Genomic DNA, 25,938 nt, shown 5'->3' with positions numbered 1-25,938 from the left:
TTTATTTCACAAACACATTTATCAATCTTGTCATGGTATCACCATCTGCATCCTTAACCGAAATACTAAACGAAGCAAAGCCTTTTTCCGAAGGTTCAAAAGCTAGCTTTCCATTTTTCAACTCAACCATTCCGTTAACAACATTCGAATAACTATACTTTGGTTTACTTTCATAACCTTTAAAATAATCGGCAACATTGAATTCTAAAGTTTCGCTTTCTGAAACAAAATAATGCGGTTGTGCCATCCAGTTTAAATAATCCTCCAATTGGGTAAATCCGTCTTTATCCTCATCTTTATTCGCATCTGAAAAATCATTAGCAGCGGAATTCACATTGAAACCTTTAGCTTCTTCCCACCAGTTTGGTAAACCATCATGGTCGGTATCCCATGATTCCGGACGTGTTTCACTATTATATTCAGGAAATCCACCAGCATCTAACTCAGTATCTATCATACCTGGCAACCCACTTTTACTACCTTTAAAGGTATACGTACCTTTCAACGTTTCATCAATAATACGTTGATCATGTTTATCGAAATACGGTTGTGTTGAACCGACATCGGACAATACATTTTTGTATGCTGATTGTGCTGATTGAGTATTCACATAAGATGGGAAAAACGGCTCATCAACAAAGGTTTCATAATCGACAATTTCATTATTCTTAATTCGCGAGCGTCTTCCTTTTTCCTGACTATTTTCATCAAAATAGCCTGGCATCACATTACCTTCAAAATAATAACGCTGACTTCCTTTGCCTACTCCTTCATGGTCGGCTGTTAAAGCCACAAAAATATCAGTCGCTGCTCCGGGTTTGTAATAGTTATTGACAAAATTCACCTCGTTGGCACCACCATCGGTGGTGCGGTGTCCCCAGTTATACACCACATTATTACGGATATCTAAACGCCCTGAATAATATCCATCTCCGTTTAATCCACCACCCATACTCCAGTTTCTTCCGTAATTATGCGCTAATAAATTATGATGAAAACTTCCAATATCTCCACCAATAGTCGCTGCATACCCATGCATTTTTCCTGTTCCATACTTACCATGTTCTGCCACATTTAAAGCTTCGGAAATTAATGTTCGTTGTAACGTGATATGATGCGCTCCACGAGAGCTAAAGGACTCGTCAATCGTCCAACTGATTGAACAATGGTCTATAATACTGTTGTTTGCTCCGGTAAGCCCCATACCATCGTACGTTCTACCCGCACCAATTCTAACACGTACAAAACGCATAATCCCTTCATCACCTGTTAACCCCACTGGCGCTCTGCTTATGGTTATCCCTTCGCCAGGAGCAGTTTGCCCTGCTACAGTAACGTAAGGGTCGCTTATAACTAATCTCGATTTTAATTCTATATTTCCAGACACATTAAAAACAATCGTTCTCGGACCAATGCTATTTGTTACGGCTTCACGGAAACTGCCTGGCCCGTCATCATTTAAATTAGTCACCTCAACTACTTTTCCTCCACGGCCACCAATAGCAAATCGACCATAACCTTCAGCGCCGGGAAATGCTAATTGTGCCGGTCTGAATGACCATACATTTCCTTCGGTTATGTCGCCAGTGGCATCAACAGCATCGACACGCCAGTAGTAAGTATTCATACTATATAAGTCGCCAACCTCGTAGTTATTAGTAGTAAATGTACCTTTATATAATTCGGAAGATTCATCGGCTTTTAAAACCGCTTCCTTATCTTCTCCAAAGTAAACATGATATTCTTTAGTTTCCTTAGGTGCCTGCCATTGTAAATTCAGCTTATCGTCGATAACAACGTGCTCATCTGCATTTTCAGGATATGGTGTGTTGGCTTGTTTTTTAATATCTGGGGTATCAATTTCAAAACCATTAACCACCAATTGTTTGTAGTAAAAGGCGTCATGCCATTGCTCGGTTCCTAAGTCCATTTTAAACTTTACAACAACATCTTTATCTGCTTCGGCATTAAATTTCAAATAAGAAGTACTTGCTTCAACTTTTGAAAATGCTCTGTTACTTGGCTTCACTGTTTTTACTAATTCATCATTCACATAAACTTTAATATCCGGAAAATCTCTGGCTTCAATTTTATCGAATGTGTTATGAAAAGTCAATAATGAATGTTTTCCAGGTTTTAATCCGCTAATTGAAAACTCCAAACTATCACTAACGACTAATCCGTCGCTAATTAATTGCGCATAATGAGGAGCACTCATACCAAGTTTAAACCATTTTGAATTGATTGCCCCGTTAAGTTTCACGGTAACCTCATCAAACGATTTTTCATCATTTGTTCCTTCGTTAATTACCCAAGATTGATATAGCGGATCATGAACCTCAGATATACGTCTGCCCGAGAAATCGAAATCCACTTTTACGGTTTGCTTTTCTACAGGTTTATTTCCTTGACATTGCACATTTAAAAGCGCTATTGTTGATAGAAACAAACAACTTATCGTCTGTTTTACTTTTCTCATTTTAGTTTAAGTTTATTTTTTCAATTATTGTAAAATCTAACAGATTTTGAATATCCTTCTTCCTGCTTTCAGGAATAACTTTTATAATTTCTACCTCACCGTTTTCTAGTCTCGCTTCAACGGTAGTGTTTTGAGTTGCATGTAATTTAAAATGTACATCCCAGTGTTTTGGCCATGCCGGAAACAATAAAATTTTACCATCTACTTCCTGCATAAGCATCTCCTGCATACCTATCATACCCGAGCCTCCCCAGTTATGGTCAGGAGCCCAATCGAAACCAGGCCCCCAAAATGTTGGAAAACGCCTTTCGGAATTCGCCATTTTCAATAAGGTATATTTTGAAGCTTCATTGGTCAACCCAAGTCTGGCAGCCATAATATTGGCTTGCTTCCACCCAACATGACTTCTGAATTTAATTAAATCTTCGTCTAACTTATACGTATTCTGCGCCACCTCTAAATCTGGTTGTCCTATGCCATACAATTTCCAGGGGTACACCGGATACAATTGTGCGGCTTCAGTATTATTAATACGTTCCCAAGTTTTCGCCGGAGATAATACCTTTTGATGATTAATCTCTCTGAAATTTAAAGGAGGTATACGCATTTGAAAGCCTTTTAAATATTCAACGTCTTCTGAAGTTAAATCTTCCGATGACAACTTTAATAGTTTTTCAGTAATCACTTTTAAAGCTGAAATGGTACTATTAGCATTATTCGCCATTTTGTAAGTCTCTACTGCCGACCCCGGAAATAACACCAAATGGCCTTTAGCATCTAAAGCTTTTCGTCCACGTTTCTTGGCCAAATACTGATAGTGTTCATCGAAAAACCGAAGACAACTTAATATAAAATTATTATACTTTTTAATATCAATATTAGCATATTCCTTTTGCTCTAGCATCATTTTACAGAACTCAAAAACGGTATCCCACTGGTATTCTAACCACGCGTTGTATTGCAAACCAGGATCGTAATCTTCAGGACGTTTCCAATCGTATTCTGCAGGATTTGGTAAACCAAAATTCTCTAATTGTTCGGTAAACGCTGCACCATTGTGATTCCAATATACTTGACTTCGTAACTCGGCATTTTTTTGAAGCGTTAAATAATAATCTAACTGCGATACCATCATATCGAAATCACCACTTTTCAACATCGGAAAATATACTAGTCGCTGATTTTGTTGCGTCATAGTACCACCTCCCCAATTTCTAAAATCGGGAGTAAACGTATGATCTTCTTTTGTGTAAACCGGATCGTAAGTAAACAACCCACCGTTAAATTTTGTTGGATACTTTCCGTAGGCATTACAGCCTAACATATAACGAAACAACTGATAATTCTGCCCTATCTGATAAGCAGAATCCTTCTGTGTTTTGTTATCGGTTTTTGTATAAATAAAACTGCGATCCCAAAAATTGTTCCACCAGGTTTTTGTTTCCTTTTCTTTAGATTTATATGAAGCTAATAAATCTTGCAGCCCTTGTTTCCATACAGAAACATCTTCATTTTGAACCGTATGTAAATACAATTCTAAACTGTGCTTTTTGCTTGGTTTTCGACTAACCAGACTAAAGCCCTGAAAATCGGTATTCACATATTTACCTGTGTAAACCCCTTTCGATTTCATATTCGTTCCCTTCATCACACCGCCAAAAGTAAGGTGCTTTAAAGGGTTCATCATGTCCTCTTTAACCGATTCCATTTTTTGCTGCTTTACCGCAACATCAAACACTGTGTGCTCTCGGTTTTTATGATAAAACTGAATCCCATTATCGGCAAAAGAGATAGAATCTTTGTAGCTTATAATATCGCCTTGTGGCGCCCATTTATAAGAATTGGCATTATTCGCACGACCTTCAACTTTTCGATTTTTATATCGCCAGCTTTCGTACGAGGCTTGCATGGTTAAAGCCTCTTTACTTTTTACATCTACATGAATCACCGGACTGAACACATCAACCCAAAGTTTCACTTCTGTATTATTTTGTGAAACCGTAATATAGCCATCTTTTAAAACGAGTTCCTGATGAAAACCTTCATCATTTTTAAACGGATTCGGTGTTAATTCTACTTTTACACGTCCTAATTTTAATAAAGTATTATGCTCGTCGAAGGTGCCACTTTTTGAAAAATAGAAATACAGATTGCCTTGTTCAACCCAAACATTTACACCAATATCACCGCCGCCTAAAGGCATAGATTCTGATGCATTTTTACTTTGGGTCGTCCAAACCTGATTGTAATTTTCAAGCGTAGGGATTTGTGCTTTTACTGAAAAAAGCGCTGTAAAAAGAAATATGTGGAGTATTAATTTTTTCAATTTTCTTTATTATCAATTATTTTGTCATGCCGAACTTGTTTCGGCATCTCATAAAACTGTATTATTTTGTGAGACCCTGAAATAAATTCAGGGTGACAAAAATTCTATTTTGTTTTATAAAGCCCTACCACTCATCTGTTCTAAACGACGACATTGGTAAACCTCCCGTACTGAAAATTTCGGCTTTTGTGAAATCTTTAAATAAGTATCGCACAGCGACCGGTTTTTCAACCTGTGGTGACGATAACAACACCGATTTTCTTCTTAAAACAGCCTGTGCCGGATAGAACACTTTATTCTCCCCTGCGATTTCGAAACCAACTACTTCTTTATCGTAAGACGTTACACCGTTCGGCACATTATTAAACGATACGGTTACCGTACTTCCTTTAATTTCCATAGCGTTGTACCCCGGACTTTCAAACTCAAATCCTTCAAAACCATAAGTTTTTGCTAATGCCTGATATGCCAGACGTTCTCCTCCTTTATTTTTTTGTGCCGGGTGAATATTTCCAAACTCACCAACATCTAATAACACCGCCATTCCTGAATTCGGAATTTCTTTTGAAGCTTTTAACTGCGCTTCTCTTAAGTAAGCTGAATTGAATTCTTCTTTATTATCGTTGGGATGAAAACGTGCATAATCAAACGGAGCTATTTGCGCGAAATAGAACGGAAATTCGCCCTGATTCCATAACTCCCGCCAAGACATTACCATCTTTTTGAATAAATCTTTATATTGAAACGGACGCTCGTAATTTGATTCCCCCTGATACCAGATCGCGCCTTTAATGCCATAGCCAATCACAGGCGACAACATCCCGTTAAACAACGTAGTTGGCACACGATTTGGACTACTCTTTAAATCATCTTCACTCTTTGGTAAATCTAATGCTAAATCGAAATCTTTAAGCATTTCCTCATTCATCCATGCTTCAACATTTGAGCCACCATATGAAACCACAATCATACCCACAGGCACATCTAAAACCTCTTGTAATAACGCCCCGAAATACCAGGCAGTTGCACTAAAATTAGCAGTTGTTTTTGGTGACGCCACATGCCAGCCCCCTTCAAAATCTTCCTTTGGTTCTAAAACCGTTGCTCTTGGTACGGTTATAAAATGAATATTTTTATTATTTGAACGTACAATGGCTTCGTTACCGCCTTGCACTGGCTGACCAGGAAAACCTTTTAAAGGCATTTCCATGTTAGACTGCCCCGAACACAACCAAACTTCACCTATCAACACATTGTTAATTAGTTTCGTTTCGTTTCCGTTAGAAACCGAAATGGTAAATGGGCCGCCTGCCGCAGGTGTTTGTAAACTGGTTTTCCATTTTCCAGTTTTATCGGCTTTTACTTCATAAATTTTACCATCCCAAGACGTCGTAATTTTTAACCCTTCGCTTTTAGAAGCCCAGCCCCAAATAGGTGCATTACCGTGTTGTTGCAACAGCATATTATCGGTAAATAATGCCGGCAATTTTATTTCAGCTTGCAAAGTGAATACGCTAAAAACACATGCTATTACTAATACTATTTTATTTTTCATCTACTTAAATTTAATCAAGAATATCTGGTTTAGTTATTTAGTTATTTTTATAGGTAAGACCATTGTTTGCCTAATTCCCATTTTGGGTTTTCTTTATAATTTTTATTTCCCCAAGTAAACCTGATTTTACCATCATGGTATCGTCTAGTCTAAAAGGCGCCGTTGTCCAAGTTAAGCGTTGATCTTTTGGTAATTTCTCATCACCTATTAATCGGTTTGCCCAGGTATTGGTTACTTTAATCTCTAAGGTATTTTCTCCTGTTTTTAAGGCTTCTGAAATGTTTGCTCTATATGGATATGTCCAAACAACACCACAAGGTCTGTCATTTAAAATCACCTCAGCGATACAATTCACTTCATCAAACTGCAACCAAAACTCATTAGACTTACTTTCATTCCAATTGAATGTTTTTGTGTATGTCGCCGTTCCAGAATAATATTTAATACTATCATTCGTTGAAGTCGTCCAGTCGAATAATTTATTGATTTGCATTGGTTCTGAAGGACCATAAAAGTCTTTATCAAACTGAAGCATCCAGTCTTCATTGAATGTCTCAACCGTTTTAAAACTTGACCAATTTGGAGTTCCTATTGATGCCTTTTTATCGGTTTCATCTTGAAAAATGATAAAATAAGCTTCATTAGGCTTAAATTGTAATGGTATAATGGTTCTGCCGTTTTCAACGGTCCAGTTTTCTAACACCACCGTTTCATCTGAAATGGGATGATATAACACCGGAATTTTTCCAGTCACTCTGAACGACACCTCTAACTGACGCGTTTCTTCCAATTGATTTGACAAGAAATAAATCGATTCCTCATCTGTTTCACGCTGCGTCCAGGCGATATCTTTATCAACCAAAACATTAGGTTCCACTCCCAATTCTGAAAAAGTCGCTCCCAAATATGGCAACTGAATCACTTTTCCTTTACCTAAAGTCCATTGTTTATTTCCGCCTCCCGACCAAAGTTCATCAACTAAAGCCTGCCATTCGGTTTGGCTGGTTATTAATTCGGCTTTTTTATCTGGTTTTTCACCAACTAAAATCGTCGCTCCGGCTTTCACCAAATCCACTAATTTTTGAGCCACTTGCAAAGACATGATGTTACTCGGCATCATTTTTCGATGATCCGGAAACACTAAAAACTTATACGTTAAAGCATTTTTAAAAACGACTTTTCCGTCTTTCACTTCAGCATTTAGCAACACATCGGTATTAAACGAATCGTATTTATAACCGTTTAAAGCATTCACCCATTCGGATAAATCGGTGCTGTTTTTGGTATACTTTACTTCCTTTGGCATTCTTGCTGTCGGTTGCCCTTCATTTTGTAGTCGGATAGCCTCGGAAGCCACTCGTTCTGCTCCAAAAATATTCGGCATAAACGACACCAAACGATCTGGTAATACCGAACGTGACGGAATATCTTCACCTGTAAACACCGCAAAATCAATCACTGGTTGTCCTTTTTGAAGTTGATACTGAATATTTTTACAATACTCGAAAAACGCACTTCCCGGTTCCCACCAGGTTTGATCGCGTTGAAAAAAGGTTCCGATAGGATCCAAAGTCATTCCGGGTTTTCTATCTACCCATGGATTGTGCATAAACACGTGATAGAAAAATCGGTTAATCCCCAAAGCATAATTTCTATCGGCCATGGTTTTTAAATTCCCCGGATGCTCATCCCAATCCATTCGTAATTGGGTAAAGGCTTCCGCTTGAATAATATCACGCCCGTAAATATGTCCGCCATTAATCGCATCAAGCATATCGTTTGGTTTATCGTGCGTCGGGCTTCTAAACCAGAATTCACCACTTGGATAATCTACATATTTAAAATGCAATAAGCCATCGCTAGTCATGGTTGGTGCCACATTTTCTGTACTAAATTTAACACCTGTTTTAATGGCCTCTTCTTTTAGGGTTCCGAAGAAATTATCAGCAGTTAATTCAGCAATGGTTTTTCTAATATCGTGAAGTATCTGTTCCGATTTTTCAATATCGTCTAACGGAATACCAGCCATAACAGGTAAATATTCAACGATATCATAACCCCGACGCGTTTTGAACTCTTCCCTGAACACCGGCGACCAGTTCTGGCTGCCACATTCCCAACTATCCATATGAAGAATTTCCACAACTTTTGAAGCAAGTTCCTCTCCTGCGGTGCGACGCATTTCTCCATACCAGTGGTCTAACTGAAATTGAACTGCTTCTTTGTTAAACTTATCAACTTCAAGACCGCGACCACCACCAGCGGTTGCATTTTCATGTCCGGTTGATGTATGCCCAAAACGCATAATACGCCAGTTTCCTTTTGGTGCTTCCCAATTTAAAAGGCTATTGGCATCAATAAATTCAGAAACATTTACCATGTTTTCAGTTTTAACACATTCTGATTCTGGAATTTGAGCTTCGGTATTTCTAGAACTTATGCGCCAAACAGCACCACATTTCCCTTGATAATTATCAATTAAAGGCTCTTCGGAAAGAATGATTTTTGTGACTTTAAATGGTGAATTCCATTTCGCCATATCAATATCTTCGGCACCTGGTTCTGAACCTTCCGGATTATAAACAAACCTAAAATATTTCGCTTTCACGGAAAGGCTGTGCGTATAAAAGGCATCGGTATCCTGCCAGCCCGAACGCGGCGTTTCCAAACGACCAAGGCTTTTAAAGGTTTTTCCGTCGTTGCTCACTTGAACAATCATGCGGTGCGCCTGATAATTATTTCCTTTCGTCTCCACCTGAAGCGATTTACAATCAAAAGGCGTTTCAAATTCATATTGAATATAGCCCGGCTCTCCTAATCTGAATTGCGTTTGTTCGGTTGAATTATCAGTTAAAAAATCGGCCTTTTCATTAATCGAGGTTGTTACTTTTGGTTGAACCTGAACCGATGTTTTAAACACCTTATTAACAGGAATGGCAAACGCAACAATGTCCTGATAATAATCTTTATAATGTTCCGGCACTGGTAATTTTAATCCTTTAGTTTGTTCTGAACTCACCATTGTGTCTGCCCAAACTACTTTTTGCATCGACAATTCCGGGGTAATCCAAGGACCTCCCGCAACTGCAAAACCATCTGCGGGATGAAAGGCTATTTTCAATCCTAATCGGTCGGCTTCTGTTAATGCCCAACGCACGAAATCCCAGAATTCTTTGCTCAATTGCACCACTGGCGGATTCATTAAAGGCTCTTCATCCGGTCCTTTAATCGTCATTAAATAAGCCCCGCGAATACCCGCTTGTTTCATAGCTTCTAAATCGGCGGTAATGCCTTCTTTAGAATAGGCACTACGCATCCAATACCAATACACCCAAGGTTTCGAAGAATCTTCGGTTGGTTCAAAATAAGATAGCTTTTGCGGTTCTTGTTGGTTACAAGACAGTAAAAACGCAACTAAAATCAGGCAAATATGTTTAAAAGACAAGGTCATTAATACTGAAATTTATCTAATGTTTTGTTTAAGCCGTCTTTCCCTTTAAAAGGCAATACATAGAAACTGTACTCGTAATCTTTAGACGGAATCTGATATTTTTCCATTGGCGCACTAACTGGCGACCAGCTATCGTTACCACCAATACCCATTTGAATTAAATCGATATTTACCGTTAAGTACCCTGATTCCTTTAGGTCGTAAGTATGTTTTGCCTCGTTTATATTTTCTTCGGTATATGGCCAGACACTCATACTTAGCGGTTGTTGATTTGCAACTACTAACAATCCTTCGTTTTTAGTTGAAGTTGTACCTGCTAGCCAGCGCACATCGGTTCGGTTACCGTTTTCCTGAGGCCTAACATAAGGTTCCATAAACTCATCTAACGGCAGACTGTAACGTTCTACAAAAAAGCCATGATTACGATCGATGTAATTTTCCATTTCTCCCTTTCCGTACCATGAAATTTGTCTAAAATCATCTTTGATTCCCATTTGCATACCCACTTTTGGAAGGTTTGGTAAATCGGTAGAAGCCTCCAATTTATAATCGACTTTAATTAATCCTGAAGGTTTAATGTTGTAGGTTACAGAAACACTGGCGCTATCTTTAATCATCTTGTAATTTGAAATAACAATCACATCATTCCCTGATTGTTCCGTTTTCACGGAAGTTAACACAGGTGTATTGTCGTACCACTGCTTTAATACTTTATGCGGTTTCCATCCTTTACTGTCGTTATCGGTAAACGGACGGGTAAAATTTGGCAATAACGGCGCAAACACCTGTTCTTCGTTATTAAATACATACGAACTTAAAGACCCGTTTTCTTTATTAAATTTAATGTTGAAGTTTTTCCCTAAAACTTCTATATCGTCACTATTTTCTTCAGCTGAAATACTTCCTTTTAAGTTTGAAAATAAATACGTTTTATCTCTTAATTGTTTTGGTGGAAACTGGTCTTTAGCGACAACAAAACCTTTTTTAGCCCAAGGCGTATCTTCTGAAAGTTGAAACTGAATTTCGTAAGTCACCTCTCCTTTGGTTTTAACCATTGGCAGATATTTGTTCAAATCAATAGTTGTACTATCTCCTGCTTTTAAATTTAATGGTGTTAATGCAACTTCTTTAAATACTTTACCGTTTAACAGCATGCTTAACACCGGAGTTAAATCGTCCAACGATTTTTCTGCACGTCGATTTTTAACGGTTACTTGACGCCCGTTAAAACTTGATGTTGCCGGCTGATATACCCATTTGTTTTCGTACATAGCTGCTTTTGGTCGTCCATCGGAAGCAACAATACCATTAATACAGAAATTACCATCGTGACGAACTTCTCCAAAATCACCACCATAAGCATAAAACTCCTGTCCTGTTTTTTCATCAACTTTTAATAAGCCCTGATCTTTGTAATCCCAGATACAGCCGCCAATCATTCTTGGCAGGCGTCTGAATTCATCCCAGAATTCTTTCATATTACCTGTTGAATTCCCCATGGAATGTGAATATTCTACAAATAAAATCGGACGTGTATCCGCTTTATTATCCAACAAGAATTGAGGTGTAAATACTCCCGGATAAAAACGACTCACCATATCCACATACCAATCGTCCTGCGGATTCTCAAAGCGGTGGGAATGATCGCCTGTTGAAGGATACCTTGGGTCGCGTTCATCGATATAACCATCTAATCTTGGGTTCCCTTGTGCAGGCTCGTAATGTATTGGTCTCGTAATATCGAAATCACGTGTCCAGGCTGCCATAGACGCATGATTAGGTCCTTTACCAGACTCATTACCCAAACTCCACATAATCACACTCGGATGGTTTTTATCACGCTCCACCATGCGGCTCATGCGCTCCATATAAGCATGTGTCCAACTTGGATTATTACTTAACATCCCGCCAATACCATGAGTTTCAAGATTCGCTTCATCCATCACCATAATACCATATTCATCGCATAATTCGTAGAAATACGGATCGTTTGGATAATGACTCGTTCTTATAGTATTAAAATTAAACTGCTTAATCGTTTTAACATCCTGCTCAATATCAGCACGCGTTAGGGCCTTTCCACGAACCGGATGATGATCATGACGATTAACACCGTAGATATACGTTTCCTTTCCGTTTATTAACAATTTACCATTGTCTTTTGAAAACTCAATAGAACGGAAACCGACTTTACAGGATTTTACTTCGGAAATACTTCCATTTTCATCCTTTAAAATCATCACCAAAGTGTACAGGTTAGGGTCTTCGGAACTCCATTTCTTCGGATTCACAATCTTATTTTCAAAGAAACCAAAACGCACATTATCTAAACGCGGGTAACTTTCATTAACAATGGCTTTTGCCAACGTATCCTTGAAGGTTTTAAATAAGGCTTCATTTTTATCGTTGTATAACTGATATTCAAACGACGCATTTCGAACCGAATCTCCTGTTAGATTTTCCAGTTTCGGACGCAATTGAAACACCGCATTTTTATATTGCTTATCAAGTTTTGTTTGATAGAAGAAATCCTGAATACGCAATTTTGGTTCTGCCATAATAAAGACATCACGCTGAATACCACTCATACGCCAGTGATCCTGATCTTCTAGATAAGCACCATCACTATAACGCATCACCTGAACCGACAATACATTTTCACCTTCTTTTATATAAGGTGAAATATTAAATTCTGAAGGCAAAAAACTATCTTCGCCATAACCCAAAAATTCACCATTTAACCATACCTGAAATGCCGAACTCACGCCTCCAAAATGAAGCGTTACCGTCATATCTTTCTGCCAGTCTTTAGGTACTTTAAATTTATGCTGATACGACCCAATACCGTTTGTATCTTTCGGTACATATGGCGGATTTATAGGTCTGAATGGATATACCGCACTTTTATAAATTGGAATATCGTAGCCTTTTAATTCCCAGTTAGATGGCACTTCAATTTTATCCCAGCCTTTAACTTCAGTTTTATAAAAATCTTTTGGTGCCTGATCGAGATTCACAGAATACTTAAAATCCCATTCGCCATTAAGCATCACCAACCGGCTTTTCTCTCGATTGCCTTCCAAGGCATCCTCTACCGTTTTATACGAGTAAGCCGTCGCCCTTGCCGGTTGGCGGTTTATACTGGTTACCAAGGGGTCTTCCCATGGCGCATAGGTGTATTTTTTAGGTGCTTCAGGAATACCTGATAATTCACCTGTCACGGTTTGCGCTTGTAGTCCTAAAAGCCAGCAAAAAGCTCCTAAAAATAATATGTTACTCTTTCTTCTCTTCATCATCTGGTTTTACAAAATGTAAATCGCTTGTTCCAATATCTTTAGACGTCGCTAAAGCAATACCTCGTTGCCCGGCTTTGTTAACCGCACAATAATAATGATACACAATACCATCGTGCTTTACCACAAACGATTTGTGAGCAAACATATCGTCGTAAGGTTCTGAAGATTCAATTAAATTATCGCCTTCCCAGTCTTTCCAGTGAATTAAATCGTTGGACACGGCAAAACGGTTGAATGCACCTTGATCCCAACCTGTCCAGAAGGCTCCAAAATAAAACATGACCCAGGTATCGTTGATGCGTTGAATATAGGCATCACCTGAAATACCTCTATGATGATTAATCAATGGCGCATCACCGTAACGTTTCCAGTTTTTCATATCGTCTGAAACTGCCATTGCAATACGTTCAGCACCTTTCGCCGGATTGATACTATCACCGCGAGCGTTGTAATACATAATGAATTCATGACCTGTTTCCTTCTCCACATCACGAATCACTGAACTTTTATACATAGTACTGTTATCCCACCATCTGGCTTTATCATCGTTTGGTCTTAATACAGGTTCAGGTAAACGTTTAAACTCTTTTGGCGTGGTTGGCAACTCATCGGCGTAAGCCATACCCATTGATAAAATTCCGGCTTCATAACCTGTAGTATTACCACCAAAATAACTCACCCAATATTTTCCATCGTAAGGCTCCCAAGCATAAGAACCTCCCCAAGTTGGGTCTTGTAACGCAATATATCCCGCTTTTTGATTCACATCCCATTCAGTAGTATCTTTTGAAAACGACATGACTTTTCCTAAGTGATTCCAGTGTAATAAATCGTCACTTTCAGCCAGCCAGGTTTCGTAACCACGACCTTCAAAAATGAGGTAAGTCATATACCACTTACCATCTTTTTTATAAATACTCGGACAATCCATTTTATAAGAGTTATCCGTTGGCACCATCACCATACCGTATTTGTATGGCGTTTTAATTTCGTTATAAATCTCTTCCATTACGGCATCGGTAATCTCGCGTTTCTTCAACTTTTCAGGTTTTGAAACACAGGAAATTACTGAAACCAGAACACCGATTATTGCAGCAAATTGTAAAATACCTTTTGATTTCATTTTCACTTTTTATTTTTAGGTCATTTTGAATCTCCCTTTCTGTGATGAAGCAATCTCAACTCTTTGACTGAGATTACTTCTGCGTTCGTTCCTCACGCCTCGTAATGACTTTCTTTATTATTTATCAAACTTTAAATATACAGTACGTTTTTGTAAACCACTTAACCATTTCGGTTGTGATGATGGTCCACATAAATCGGTTGCATTTACTTTATTTCTCGCTGGTGGAATTACATCTAAAACCGCAATTCCTGTATTTGGAATCGTGTACAATAAAGCGTCACGACCATCGCGAGGCGAATACACCCCTAAGTATGTATCGGTTCCTTTGTTTTCGATATAGATTTTACCTTCTGATGTAGTGAACTCTGCCCACTGCCAGTTATTAAAATACCCTTTAAACTCAGGATAGTTAAATGACTCACCCGGAATTGGATCGTTATAATCGTTTTCCCAGATATCTAAAGTGGTTCCTTTTAAACGGTTTTGCCACACACGGTATGGCCCGTCTCCTAACCATTTTTTATGTTGCATTTTTTCTTCCGGATAGTCGAAATACACACCAGCTAAATCAACCACACCATTGTACTCGTATTCGTAATCTAACTGAATTAATCCTGAAGCATCAATAGTCCATACCACTTTTTGAAGAATACCATGATAATTGGCTTCAACAACAACTTTTCCATCAACCTTTTTAGCTGAAATATTCAATAAGTTTTCAGAACAGTTTACTTCTTCATCAATACAAGCAAATTCTTTATAAATACGATCTTCTCCTTTTAAAAATTCAGGATTTACAGTTCCATCAAGAGTTCGATCGCCACGACGCGCCATGATAATTTTTGGGCCGTTAGCTAAACTGATGGTGTTTCCATTTTGGGTAACTTCAACCAATTTACCTGAAGTTCTGTCAATTTTCACAACAGTTCCTAAAGCAGAAACCGTATAAAACTCATTAGATTCACTTAAATCTACGTTTCCTGAAGCTGATGCTTTAGCTTCATTTTCTTTTTCCCAGGTGAAATCCCAAGTCCATAATTCTTCACCATTAGCATTCGTTGCTTTCACATATAAGACATCGGCATCTTTCCAGTTACCTGGTAAGTTTACTTTTAACTCCCCTTTTCCGTGAGGTTCAATACTCGGCGCTTTAATCGTGCCTTTGTTAACCGTTTTACGCTCTGCCTTTCCGCTTAGCGGTGACGTAAAACTTACTAATTCATATTCGAAAGCACAGGTATTTGTATTGGTGAAATCGTAACGGTTTTCAATTGAGAATGTACCATCGAAATCATTTGGCAATTCCGGTTTATTCATAATCATAACCGGCGACCACACTTCTTTTACCGTAAAGAAGCTACCTTCTTTTTCGTGATGAGGCCCAACAATACCATCGGCACCATAATTTCCTTGATTATCAATTCGACCATCCTGGTCGGTACGCGCTATACCTTCGTCGGCAAAAACCCAAAGGTAACCACCACCACTTCTTGGGTGCTTGCGCATCACTTCCCAATAATCATCGAAACCTGCACCGTGACCACCGTCGTATAATCCGTGAAGGTATTCGGTTGGCATGAAAATATTATCATCTCTAAAATACTCTAAAGTCTCTCCGTAAGAACGGTAATGCATAGTTTCAACACCATTGTGTTCTTGTTGCGGGTGTAATACCGGACGTTTTTGTAAGTCCCAAATATCGAATTGATCATCTAAATTGGTATTCCAACCACCTTCATTTCCGTTAGACCAGAAAATAATACTCACGTGATTTAAATCACGGGTTACCATTTCTTTTACTAACTTTTTACCAACAGCATCATCGTAATGCCCGTGCCATCCACCAAGTTCATTCATAACATACAACCCTAATTCATCACAGGCTTTTAAGAAATCTGGATCTGGAGGATAATGTGATAAACGTACGGCGTTCATGTTCATTTCTTTAATTAAACGCACATCGGCATAGTTTAATTCGGTGTTTAAGGTTCTTCCTGATTCCGGCCAGAAACTGTGACGATTTACCCCTTTCATTAACACACGTTGTCCGTTAACGTAGATTCCATCGCCTTTTCTAATTTCAATGGTTCTGAAACCAATGGTTTCTTTGATTTCGTGAACGACTTTACCAGCTTTCAATAATTTGATTTCAGCAGTGTAAAGATTCGGCGTTTCGGCAGTCCATTGTTTTACATTTTCAAACTGACCCCCTAAATGCAATTTATCGGCGCCATTAACAGCATCAGCTTTCATAGTAGAGCCTACTTTTTTACCTTTTTCATCTAAAATGGTAATTTCAGCAGATACATTTTGACCTGCTTTTCCTAAAAACACATTCGCTTCAAAGCTTCCGTCAGCTTCAGCTTTTAACGATGTATAATCGATATGAGTGGCCGGAAGTGCCTCTAAGAACACCGGACGGAAAATCCCTCCGAAGTTCCAGTAATCGGCACGTCTTTCCGCAAGGTTTACACTCGCGTTTTTCGATTCCTTACTAACGGTAACTTCTAGCACATTTTCTTTTCCGAATTTTAATAAATCAGTGATGCCATATTTGAATCTGTAAAAGGCTCCCTGGTGTGTATCATCGCTCGCCGAACGCCCGTTGATACGCACTTTAGTATCGGTCATCGAACCATCGAAAACAATTTTTACAATTTTGTTTTCCCATGCTTTAGGTACAGTAAACTTGTATTTGTACTCACCTACTTCATCTGCAATACCTTCAGGAAACGGCTTTCCGTAGAAACGAATACCGTATTGATATTTTCCAAAACCTTCCTGTTCCCAAACAGAAGGCACATTAATAGTTGACCATTCGCCACTTTTGCGTCCATCGGAAATTTTAAATTCCCATTCTTTCGTGTCTTGATATCCTGTACCAGATAAATATTGAATTTCGGTGTTTTGCGCCACAGCCGACAACCCAGCTAAAGCCAAAACAAAAGATAACTTGTTAATAAATTTAATCATTATAGAGAATTATAGTGCTTTGTATTTGATTGAATATTGAGTGTTAGGTTTAATCGTTAACTGATATTTATTTTTACTTAACGATTTCACCTCTCCTACATTTGTTGAAGGTTTACTTTTACTTTCAATAATTAGAGTTCCTTCACCTTCTGAAGCTTTTACGTTTATCTCACGTGTGCTACAGTAAAGATCTACCGTTCCGTTTGGAGTAGGCACTTTACCTTCCATCCATTTCAATCCGCCTAAATTTGGTTTCACTGTATAGGTTTCATAGCCTGCTGCAGTTGGCTCCACACCTAAATAATATCTACCAAATAAATATATTGGGCTCGCTCCCCAAGCATGGCAAAGGCTTTTTCCGTAAGGTCTACCATACATTTCTAAGTGCTCCTCACCACTTTGATTTGGGTCGTACTTTTCCCAGAAAGATGTTGCTCCAAGATCTAACATAGCTCCCCAATAATCTCGAATTTCATCCAAAACAAATTCTTGTTCTCCCATAGCACAAAGCGCTTCCAATTCATAAAAACGCATGTATGGGGTTGTGATTTGAAGAATATCGTCGTTTAACAAAACTTTATCTTTTACACTTTGTTTTTGAGATTCATCGAAGTAGTTGAAAAAAATGCCGAACATATTAGCATAACGTGTTACGATATCCTGCATCTCACCATCGACACGTTGATGTTTCATAACGCCTTGCTCTTCATCCCAGAAGATATCAAACAACTTCGCTTTTAAATCATCGGAAAGGGTTTGATACTTTTTAAAATCGTCTTGTTTGCCTGCAATTTCAGCACTTACTGCCATGGCTTCTAAACTACGCGCCAAAAGCATTTGCTCGAAACTTGTTTCTCCTGTTTTCGGTAAACCATCTGCCCAGTCAATAAACACCCAGTCGCCTTCTAAAGGTTCAAGGAAACCATTGTCGTTTCTTCTTTCTAAACAGAATTCCATTAAGGATTTCATTCTTGGATAAAACGTTTCAATAAACTTGGTGTCTCCGGTATATAAATAGTAATCGTAAATGCCCACAAACCAGTACAGCGAATAATCCATAATTGTATTGATGTGTGCCGTTACCGGATCTTTTCCGCGAAGCGCTAATAAGGTTCTCTCAACCGAAGGACTATCAAAGAATAGGTAGTAATTCATTAAATAGCTCTGATAAGCATCGCCCGACCAAACCCAGCGGTCGCGTTTAATACCATCGATAAAAAACTCACGCGAGGTTAAATGCATTGTGTATGCCGATACATCCCAGATTTGATTCAGTAAATCATCCGACGATTTGAAGGCACCCCGATACTCTAATGGTAAATATTCGTAAAGCATAGAAATGGAATCGTACTTTACGCTTGCATCAGCCTGCACCTGAACATATCTAAACGCTTTAGAACCTTCTAAAGTATAGGTTTCAGATTGTGTTCCGTCGAAAGACAAATGATCTAAGGTTTCACATTTGGCTGAGTCTAAAGCTTCTTCACGAGACTCTCCGTAATACAAGGCTAGTTTTCCTTTTCCTTTTAAACCATGGATTTGAATATAACCGAAGGTTTCTTTCCAGAAATCGACCAATTCGCCTCCTTCAATTTTCTCTGTACTTTTTGCATTCCAAGGTTCAGTAGCTAAACGGTATTCTGAAGGTTTTTCTTCCGGTGTATTAAAATTCCATGAACCAACCGGCACCCATGGTGTTCCGGATTGCTGGGCATTACCTGCTTCATCAATCCATAATTTATCTTCGTTTGTTACCTGCCAACTGGCATTAGAATTTACATATTTCCCATCTATAAAAATAGCTGGCAATACTTCCTGATTGTAAACTTTAAACGATATTTTATGTTTTCCTTCGGGAATTGTAATTGATTTAGGTTGCCCATAAATTTGAACACCGTCTACCAACAACTGAAAAGGACCTTCTGAAAAGATTTTCACCTCATCGGCTTCTGGAATATCAACTTCGGTTTGAAATGTGACTAATGCATAAGGACTGTAATAGCGCCATAGCGGCGGAAACACAGCTTCACGTTCGGTACGTCTTACCTGCATTTTATTGCTCAACCACACTTCGAAATCCCCTGGATACCAAATCCACGTGGCTTCGTTGTTAGTAGTTTCTTGAGCCGACAAAGTCCTTTCCGAAAAGAAAAGGACTAAGATTAGACATATAATTCTTGACGTTAACGACTTATAATACATATTAGTTGTTTATATTTTTAGTGCATTGTAACACCAATGCATCATGGTTTAATGTCCGTTGAAATAGATGTATAACAGCACCATAACAATGGTTAATAACACCCATAACATTTTTACTTGTTTATCTGGTCGTGCCTTAGGATTGATGGTTAATAACTCATCATGATTATCCTGAACAGTTTTATCGGCTAAAGAAATAACAACCACCATAGCACAAAGGGCTACAAAAATGTAAAAAGACAACAGTAAAAAGTGAGGCCAAGGATATTCGCCATTTGGGAACACCCATAAATACAGCACCCCTACACCAAGACTTAGTACCGTACCTAAAGTCAACACTAAATTTACGGCTTTTGTACTGGTTTTTTTCCATAAAACCCCAAAAAGGAACACCACAGACATTGGAGGCGCAATAAACCCTAAGATAGACTGAAAAATATCGAACAGGTTTAATCCTTTTATACTATTAATTGCTAATGTGATTAATACCGCTAAAATAGACCCAAATAAAGTGACTAATCGACCCGTTTTAACAATGGTTTTTTGTGACGCATCTGGTCTGTACTTCTTAACAAACACATCCATTGTAAATACCGTACTTAAGGAGTTTAATGCCGAACCAATAGTACTAATTAACGCTGCAATTAGCACGACTATAATTAAGCCTCTTAATCCTGCTGGGAACAATTGTGTTACCATAGTCATATAAGCTTCATCAGGATTCTGTAATTCAGGAAACAACACAAAACATACAATACCAGGTAAAATAAATAACGGTACGTCTAATATTTTTAGCCAACCAATAAAATTAGCTCCCAATTGTCCTTGTTTTAAGTTTTTTGCACCTAAAATCGATTGTACCATAGATTGATCTGTACACCAAAACCAAACCCCCATAATAGGATACCCTAATATGATAGCCGTCCATGGATAATTGGCATCGTCGGCTGGCAAAAACAGGTTCCAGTACGATCCTGGTGTACTGTTGTAGACATGTTCAATTCCGCCAGCTTTATTAATTCCTAAAATAACTAACAGAAGTGACACACCAATCAACAATAACATTTGAAATACATTAGTATAGGCAATAGCCTTAAGTCCTCCTGCTGCCGCAAAAAACCCGGACAAAATCACCATTAAAATCACCGATAGATACATTGGTATATCTAACAATTGTTGCACCAAAATTCCTCCTGCAAATAGGGTTAATGATAACCACGAAATTAAAATAGTAATTAATGTATACCATGCTAAAATGTTTCTCGTAGAATCACCAAAACGCTTCCCCATAAACTCAGGTAAGGTTACCACATTGGCTCCTAAATACCTTGGAGAAAACACCACTGCTAACAATAAGATAAAAACAAAAGCATACCATGCAAAATTACCTGCTACAATACCGGTTGTAAACCCAATACTGGCAGAAGCTATTAACATGGAAGGCCCCACATTGGTTCCCCACATGTTTAGACCGATACTGGTCCAGCCAAGTGTATTACCTGCTACAAAATAACTGGCATCTGTTTTTTTATTTTTTATAAATGAAATATAATATCCGAAACCAACAAGCAGTATAAGGTATCCTATAATAACCCCATAGTCTATTGGTTCTAAAAAACTACTGATTTGTCCCATGTTTAAACCGTCTCAGATTTTAAAAGATTATACTCTGCTAAAATATCGCAAATTTTAACAGGAACACCAGTTTTTAAAGTTCTATCCATGGCAATTAACAAAGCTACAGTTCCTATACCTTCTTTCATATCAGGATAAGCTGTAAACCCTTGTTCAATACTATCTACGAAATACTCCAAATAGTTTTGATATTCACCAGCATGATGGGTTTGACCTGAGAACCTGAAGTAATATTTTAGTTTTTCATCACCCCAGTGAATGATTTTCTCTTCACCTTCTTTAGTCGTAACCGAATAACGCAATTCGTGATAATCAGCCTGACTTGCACCTTCGGTTCCTCGTAAAACACAACTCATCCCACTATCGCGTTTTGTTGGCTGCGTTGGTGAGGTGTAAACACCACTTACTCTGGCCACACGACCATCGGTTGCTTTAAAAATAAAGTGCATGGTATCTTCGTTCTTTAATCCGGCTTTTTTAGCATTACTACTTATCATACCATACCCCATTACTTCTTCAATATTTGGCAAATACCATCTAATGAAATCTACAGGGTGACTTAATCCACCATATAACCACTTGAAAGAATCTAACAGCGCCCAACCTTTTTCTAGGAACCAACGGTGATCGGCATGATAATGTGCTTCTATAGTAATTAAATCTCCAATAACACCTTCTGTAAAATCTTGATGCTGACGTTTCATAGGTTCAAAAAACCTTGAACTTTGTCCAACAAACACCTTTTTACCGGTGCGCTCACTAATTTCAAGAAGTTCATTAGCTTTAGATAAATCGTCAATAAAAGGCTTCGTACATACCACGTGTTTTCCATGCAACAAGGCTTGCTTGACATGCTCAGCATGTAAATAATCTGGAGTATAAATGGCTATAATATCGATTGATTCATCCTTTAATACATCATCGTATTCCGTTGTATAATTCTTAAAATCGAATTCTGTTGCTCTTTGCTTACAAAGGGCCTCATTCTTATCACAAATAGTAACTAACTCTAATTTTTTACTTTCCAAGGCAGCCGACATGGTGCTGCGTCCTTCTCCAAGACCTAGAATTGCAATTCTTAACATGTTGAATTTTAATTTAATTTGTTTAAAAACACCCAGGTCTCACCAGATTTTGTCCCTTCAATTCCTGTTTGGTATCGTTTCATTATTTTGTTCCACTCATCTACGCGTGGATTATTTTCAGTTGTCTTTGGATTTAATTCGTCTAAATCAGCCCCTTTTGGTATACTGATAACAAGCGTTAATTGACGCCCGTTTTTAAAGACTTGAAGTTGTTGAAAATCGGCATTGCAAAACCCTTGAGCTACTTCTGGCCATTCTTCAAATTGGGTTTCGTGGTACTGTAAATATTCTTCTTGAAGTTTAGCATCATCAACCAGATTAGCCGTTAATACAATATGATCCCATTCAGCAGCCATGGTTTTATCATCACAATGTTCAAATTTGTTGAAATTATAAACTGGTGTGTTGTAAGTTTTAATTTCAGCTTTCGGATATTCTAATGCCAGCTGCTGTTTTAAATATTCGATATGATTCATTTTAGCATACAAAACCGTATGCTTTTTCCATTCATATAATTGCGCATCGATTACCCCATTAGTTTTGGCAATGGATTTAATTTTTTCTGAATCAAATCCTTTTCCAATTAACTCTACTGCAGCAAAATGAGGAATCTCCTGCATTGGCCAATTTGTGTCTACAACAACCTCTTTTAACAGATGCTTGTATGGCTCGCGAATACCAGCATTGGTTTTAACACTCTCATTTACATAAGCATTGTTGTTTTCCCAAACATTATCTGGTCCGTTAGCATTTTGAAGAAATTTTTCAGCCGGAACCCAGTTATTTTTCACATCGAAATATGCAGAACCTTCATCGGTATACAAGTAAAACCAGTGATACGGATCGTGGGCGTAAGGATTGAAATAAATGTCATAAACGTAATTTTCTTCAATCACACTTTCGGGTTGTGCCGAAAGCGTATAAATTCCTGCTGTATCATATAAATGCTTTCCGTAATGATGAATTTTATTAGCAATCACTTTATTATTTCGCATGGCATTAACCGTTTTCGTCCAGCCCCAGCCTAAACCAATTCCGGTGTAAGCGACATCGGAAATCTCGTTATGCGCAATCGTAATATTTTTAACAAAACCAGCACTAATACCAACACAGCCCCAGTCTTCATTAGTTACATCAGTAATAAGATTATCGATTACTGTTTCGTTTGAGCATACTTCCCGTTCATCTTTAGGATTATAAGGTAAATGCGTTTCGAAAGCTTCATCTGAAAACACGCCCAGATTAATGGCACTTCCACCAATATCTTTAAATAAATTTCCTTGTACTGTATTATTGTTGGTGCCTTTATGTAAGTCTAAACCTGTTGAAGCCAAATGCTGAAACGAGCAACCTTCAAACAACATATTATTAGCAAAATTCACCTCAACTGCTGCCCTTGGTCTACCCAACCACGCCTGATTTTCTAGACCTGCTTTATCTGGTGTCCCTGGTTCTTTTAATTTGTAGGCATCTAGCATGTACATTCCCGCTTGAAGAGGTACATGACCTTGCTCTGACGGACGCAACCAATTACTATATTCGAAAGCTATATTTTTAAAATACACATACTGAACAGGTGTATCGGCAGTTCCTTTAACTTCTACTAAACTTTCTAAAACCGGAGCAACAACTTTAGTCGTTGTTATATCTTCCCCAGCTTTTGGATAGTAATAAATTTTACCATTCAAGCGATCTAAATACCATTCTCCTGGCTCATCCAACAAACACAATGCGTTATTTAAAAAGAAGGCCGAATTTCCTGTTTTTTCAGAAATCCACGGTGCTGGCCAAGGATGCTCACTTTGAATACGGCTTTCAGGTTGCTCAAAATACAATTTTGCGCTATCACCTTTAACTTCTATGTCTTTAATACGAAGCGTGGCAATGGCCCACCATTGCTGAATAAACATCTCCATACCCGGTTCAAAAGCAACCGATTTATCTTTAAAAGGAATCCAGCAGGTTTCAGATTTTGTATCCCAAGAAAGAATACGATCCATCTTATCTCCTTCCGTACTTTTTGCTCTAACCGCCTTATTTTCGTTAACCCATAACTGTCTGTAATTTAAAACAGCACCCGCCTTTTTTGGTGCATCCGTTACCCAAACGGTTCCTGCGGCTAGCCCGTTAACCGCTTCAGCCTTTTTCCAATTTGAAATTTGAACACCGCCACTCAATACAGGCGTTGCATTTGAGGCAGCTTCAATAATCGTCGGACTTTCTGCAGTACCAGCATCTTCCGGACGAATAAATACAGGTTCATTCAAACTAAACACACCATCCATTAAAATAATACGAACCCCATCTTTAATCATAGGATCATTCAAACGACGCATATTTCTAACCTTTCTCAAGGCCATATTCAAGGTTGCTAATGGCTGTTCTTTCGTTCCTGAGTTATTATCATTACCTATATTACTCACCCATAATTCAGTTCCTTGAACTGAAAAAATCACGAAAAGACACAAAAGAAGCGCTAGAAGCTTGGTGTATTTAGTATTAGTTGTCATTTTATTCTAAGAGCGAGTCGCTCATTTTATATTTATACTCTCTAAATTTTCATTTTTAACTAAACTCAAACTGCAGGATATAAAAAGTTTGTATTTTAGCCTCTGAATCGCATATTTCGCCTTGAATTTTAGATATTTACACTCTTAAATTCGAAAAATACTAACCCACAAATTTAGTATATATGAAGCAATATTGTGATTTTAACAAAAATAAAATGCTATTTTTAAACGATGGTCAATTTTATAAGTCCTTTTTAAACACATTAACAACACCTTAGTAACTTATAAAATTTTCGATTAACCAGTTTAAGCTTTAAAAATTTGGAGAACTCAACTAAAAAAAATAAAACAGGAAATCAGGGCGTTTGGTGGTACGATGAGAACCTTGGCCCCCTAGCTAAACTACCATATATCAGACATTTTGGAAGCATGAAATTCTCTAAAGTTAAAATGGACGAAAACATGCTGCCTCACCTTAATGATGGTATAGAAATTCATTTTGTTCACAGTGGCAAATACAACTGGATTATTGATGACAAAGAAATTGAATTACTTCCCGATAATCTTTCTATTTCTGCACCTTGGCAATTGAACGGAAGCCCAACAGGGAAAATGGATATTGGCCAAATTAACTGGCTCGTTATAAAACCAGAAGCTTACAGCCCAAAAACACCTCTTAAATTAGGAAAATGGACTAAATTACCTGCAGATTTTCAAGAAAGTTTCGGATCACTTCTAGCCAACGATAAAGAGTTTGTTATAAAAAAAGCCAAGATTTTCAAGAAGTATTTTATTGAACTTGAACGTGAACTTACCAATCAGGAAGAAGGATATGAGATTATAGTTGGAAATATTATAGAAAACTTATTTGTAGACATTCACCGCCATCTATATTTAAGAAAACAAAAATCACACGAAGAAGACACGTTTATTGACAAATTATCCCAACTTATTCATAGCGATTTAAGTAAAAAATGGATCATTGATGATTTAGCGTATAAGTTTGGTATGGGAAAAACCAAATTCACTTATGAGGTTAAAAATCTTACAGGCTACCCTCCGAACAGTTTCATTATTAATTTAAAAATTCAGAAAGCTATAGACTTAATTGAAGAAGAAAATGATATGACCATGTCTGAAATAGCTTTCTCCTGTGGTTTTTCGTCTTTACAACATTTTACCGCTACATTTTCGCAACGTATAGGTATTAGCCCTGGCAAATACAAGAAACAGTAACTTAGTTTGAATTAGCCTTAACTAGTATAAAATCCTTATTTTTAGTTTAGTTAAAAAACAACCC

Annotated in this window: 12 protein-coding genes; 1 reads left to right on the top strand and 11 read right to left on the bottom strand. The window is 37.9% G+C overall.

From position 1 onward, the window contains the following. Position 1 precedes the first annotated feature (1 nt). The 11 genes from ICJ85_RS07005 to ICJ85_RS06955 all read right to left on the bottom strand — a co-directional run bounded on the left by ICJ85_RS07005 (position 2) and on the right by ICJ85_RS06955 (position 24,638). Entirely contained in the window at positions 2 to 2,479 is a 2,478-nt protein-coding gene (locus tag ICJ85_RS07005; RefSeq protein ID WP_188223053.1) for a pectate lyase family protein, read from the bottom strand. A gap of 1 nt (position 2,480) precedes the next feature. After that, positions 2,481 to 4,805, bottom strand: coding sequence for a DUF5703 domain-containing protein (locus ICJ85_RS07000; protein WP_188223052.1), 2,325 nt, complete (start codon positions 4,803 to 4,805; stop codon positions 2,481 to 2,483). Between the two features lie 124 nt (positions 4,806 to 4,929). Then, positions 4,930 to 6,360: a sialate O-acetylesterase gene (locus ICJ85_RS06995; RefSeq protein WP_188223051.1), complete on the bottom strand. Its 1,431-nt coding sequence runs from the start codon at positions 6,358 to 6,360 to the stop codon at positions 4,930 to 4,932. A 70-nt stretch (positions 6,361 to 6,430) separates the two neighbouring features. Then, the gene (locus tag ICJ85_RS06990; protein ID WP_188223050.1) at positions 6,431 to 9,811 is read right to left on the bottom strand and encodes a glycosyl hydrolase; all 3,381 of its coding nucleotides are present in this window, start codon (positions 9,809 to 9,811) and stop codon (positions 6,431 to 6,433) included. Continuing rightward, positions 9,811 to 13,107, bottom strand: coding sequence for a glycoside hydrolase family 2 TIM barrel-domain containing protein (locus ICJ85_RS06985; RefSeq protein WP_188223049.1), 3,297 nt, complete (start codon positions 13,105 to 13,107; stop codon positions 9,811 to 9,813). Before ICJ85_RS06985 ends, ICJ85_RS06990 begins: the two co-directional genes overlap by 1 nt. After that, entirely contained in the window at positions 13,085 to 14,230 is a 1,146-nt protein-coding gene (locus ICJ85_RS06980) for a glycoside hydrolase family protein (protein ID WP_188223048.1), read from the bottom strand. The genes ICJ85_RS06985 and ICJ85_RS06980 overlap by 23 nt, the downstream gene beginning before the upstream one ends. A 117-nt stretch (positions 14,231 to 14,347) precedes the next feature. Further along, the gene (locus tag ICJ85_RS06975; protein ID WP_188223047.1) at positions 14,348 to 17,206 is read right to left on the bottom strand and encodes a glycoside hydrolase family 2 protein; all 2,859 of its coding nucleotides are present in this window, start codon (positions 17,204 to 17,206) and stop codon (positions 14,348 to 14,350) included. Positions 17,207 to 17,215: 9 nt separating this feature from the next. After that, complete coding sequence (locus ICJ85_RS06970) at positions 17,216 to 19,339, bottom strand: alpha-L-rhamnosidase-related protein (protein WP_241739500.1); 2,124 nt, start codon at positions 19,337 to 19,339, stop codon at positions 17,216 to 17,218. A 117-nt stretch (positions 19,340 to 19,456) separates the two neighbouring features. Beyond that, positions 19,457 to 21,043: a sodium:solute symporter gene (locus tag ICJ85_RS06965; protein ID WP_188223045.1), complete on the bottom strand. Its 1,587-nt coding sequence runs from the start codon at positions 21,041 to 21,043 to the stop codon at positions 19,457 to 19,459. A gap of 2 nt (positions 21,044 to 21,045) precedes the next feature. Then, complete coding sequence (locus ICJ85_RS06960; RefSeq protein WP_188223044.1) at positions 21,046 to 22,128, bottom strand: Gfo/Idh/MocA family protein; 1,083 nt, start codon at positions 22,126 to 22,128, stop codon at positions 21,046 to 21,048. Positions 22,129 to 22,136: 8 nt separating this feature from the next. Further along, the gene (locus ICJ85_RS06955; protein WP_188223043.1) at positions 22,137 to 24,638 is read right to left on the bottom strand and encodes an L-rhamnose mutarotase; all 2,502 of its coding nucleotides are present in this window, start codon (positions 24,636 to 24,638) and stop codon (positions 22,137 to 22,139) included. A gap of 321 nt (positions 24,639 to 24,959) precedes the next feature. On the opposite strand from ICJ85_RS06955, the gene ICJ85_RS06950 reads away from it, so the two are divergent. Continuing rightward, positions 24,960 to 25,874 (top strand): AraC family transcriptional regulator, encoded by a 915-nt coding sequence (locus tag ICJ85_RS06950; protein ID WP_188223042.1) that lies wholly within the window; start codon positions 24,960 to 24,962, stop codon positions 25,872 to 25,874. The last annotated feature ends 64 nt before the right edge of the window (positions 25,875 to 25,938 follow it).

It is taken from the genome of Aestuariibaculum marinum, assembly GCF_014596975.1.
GTDB lineage: Bacteria > Bacteroidota > Bacteroidia > Flavobacteriales > Flavobacteriaceae > Aestuariibaculum > Aestuariibaculum marinum.
Note: the sequence above shows the minus strand (reverse complement) of the source record. Positions and strands in the feature narration are given on the sequence as shown.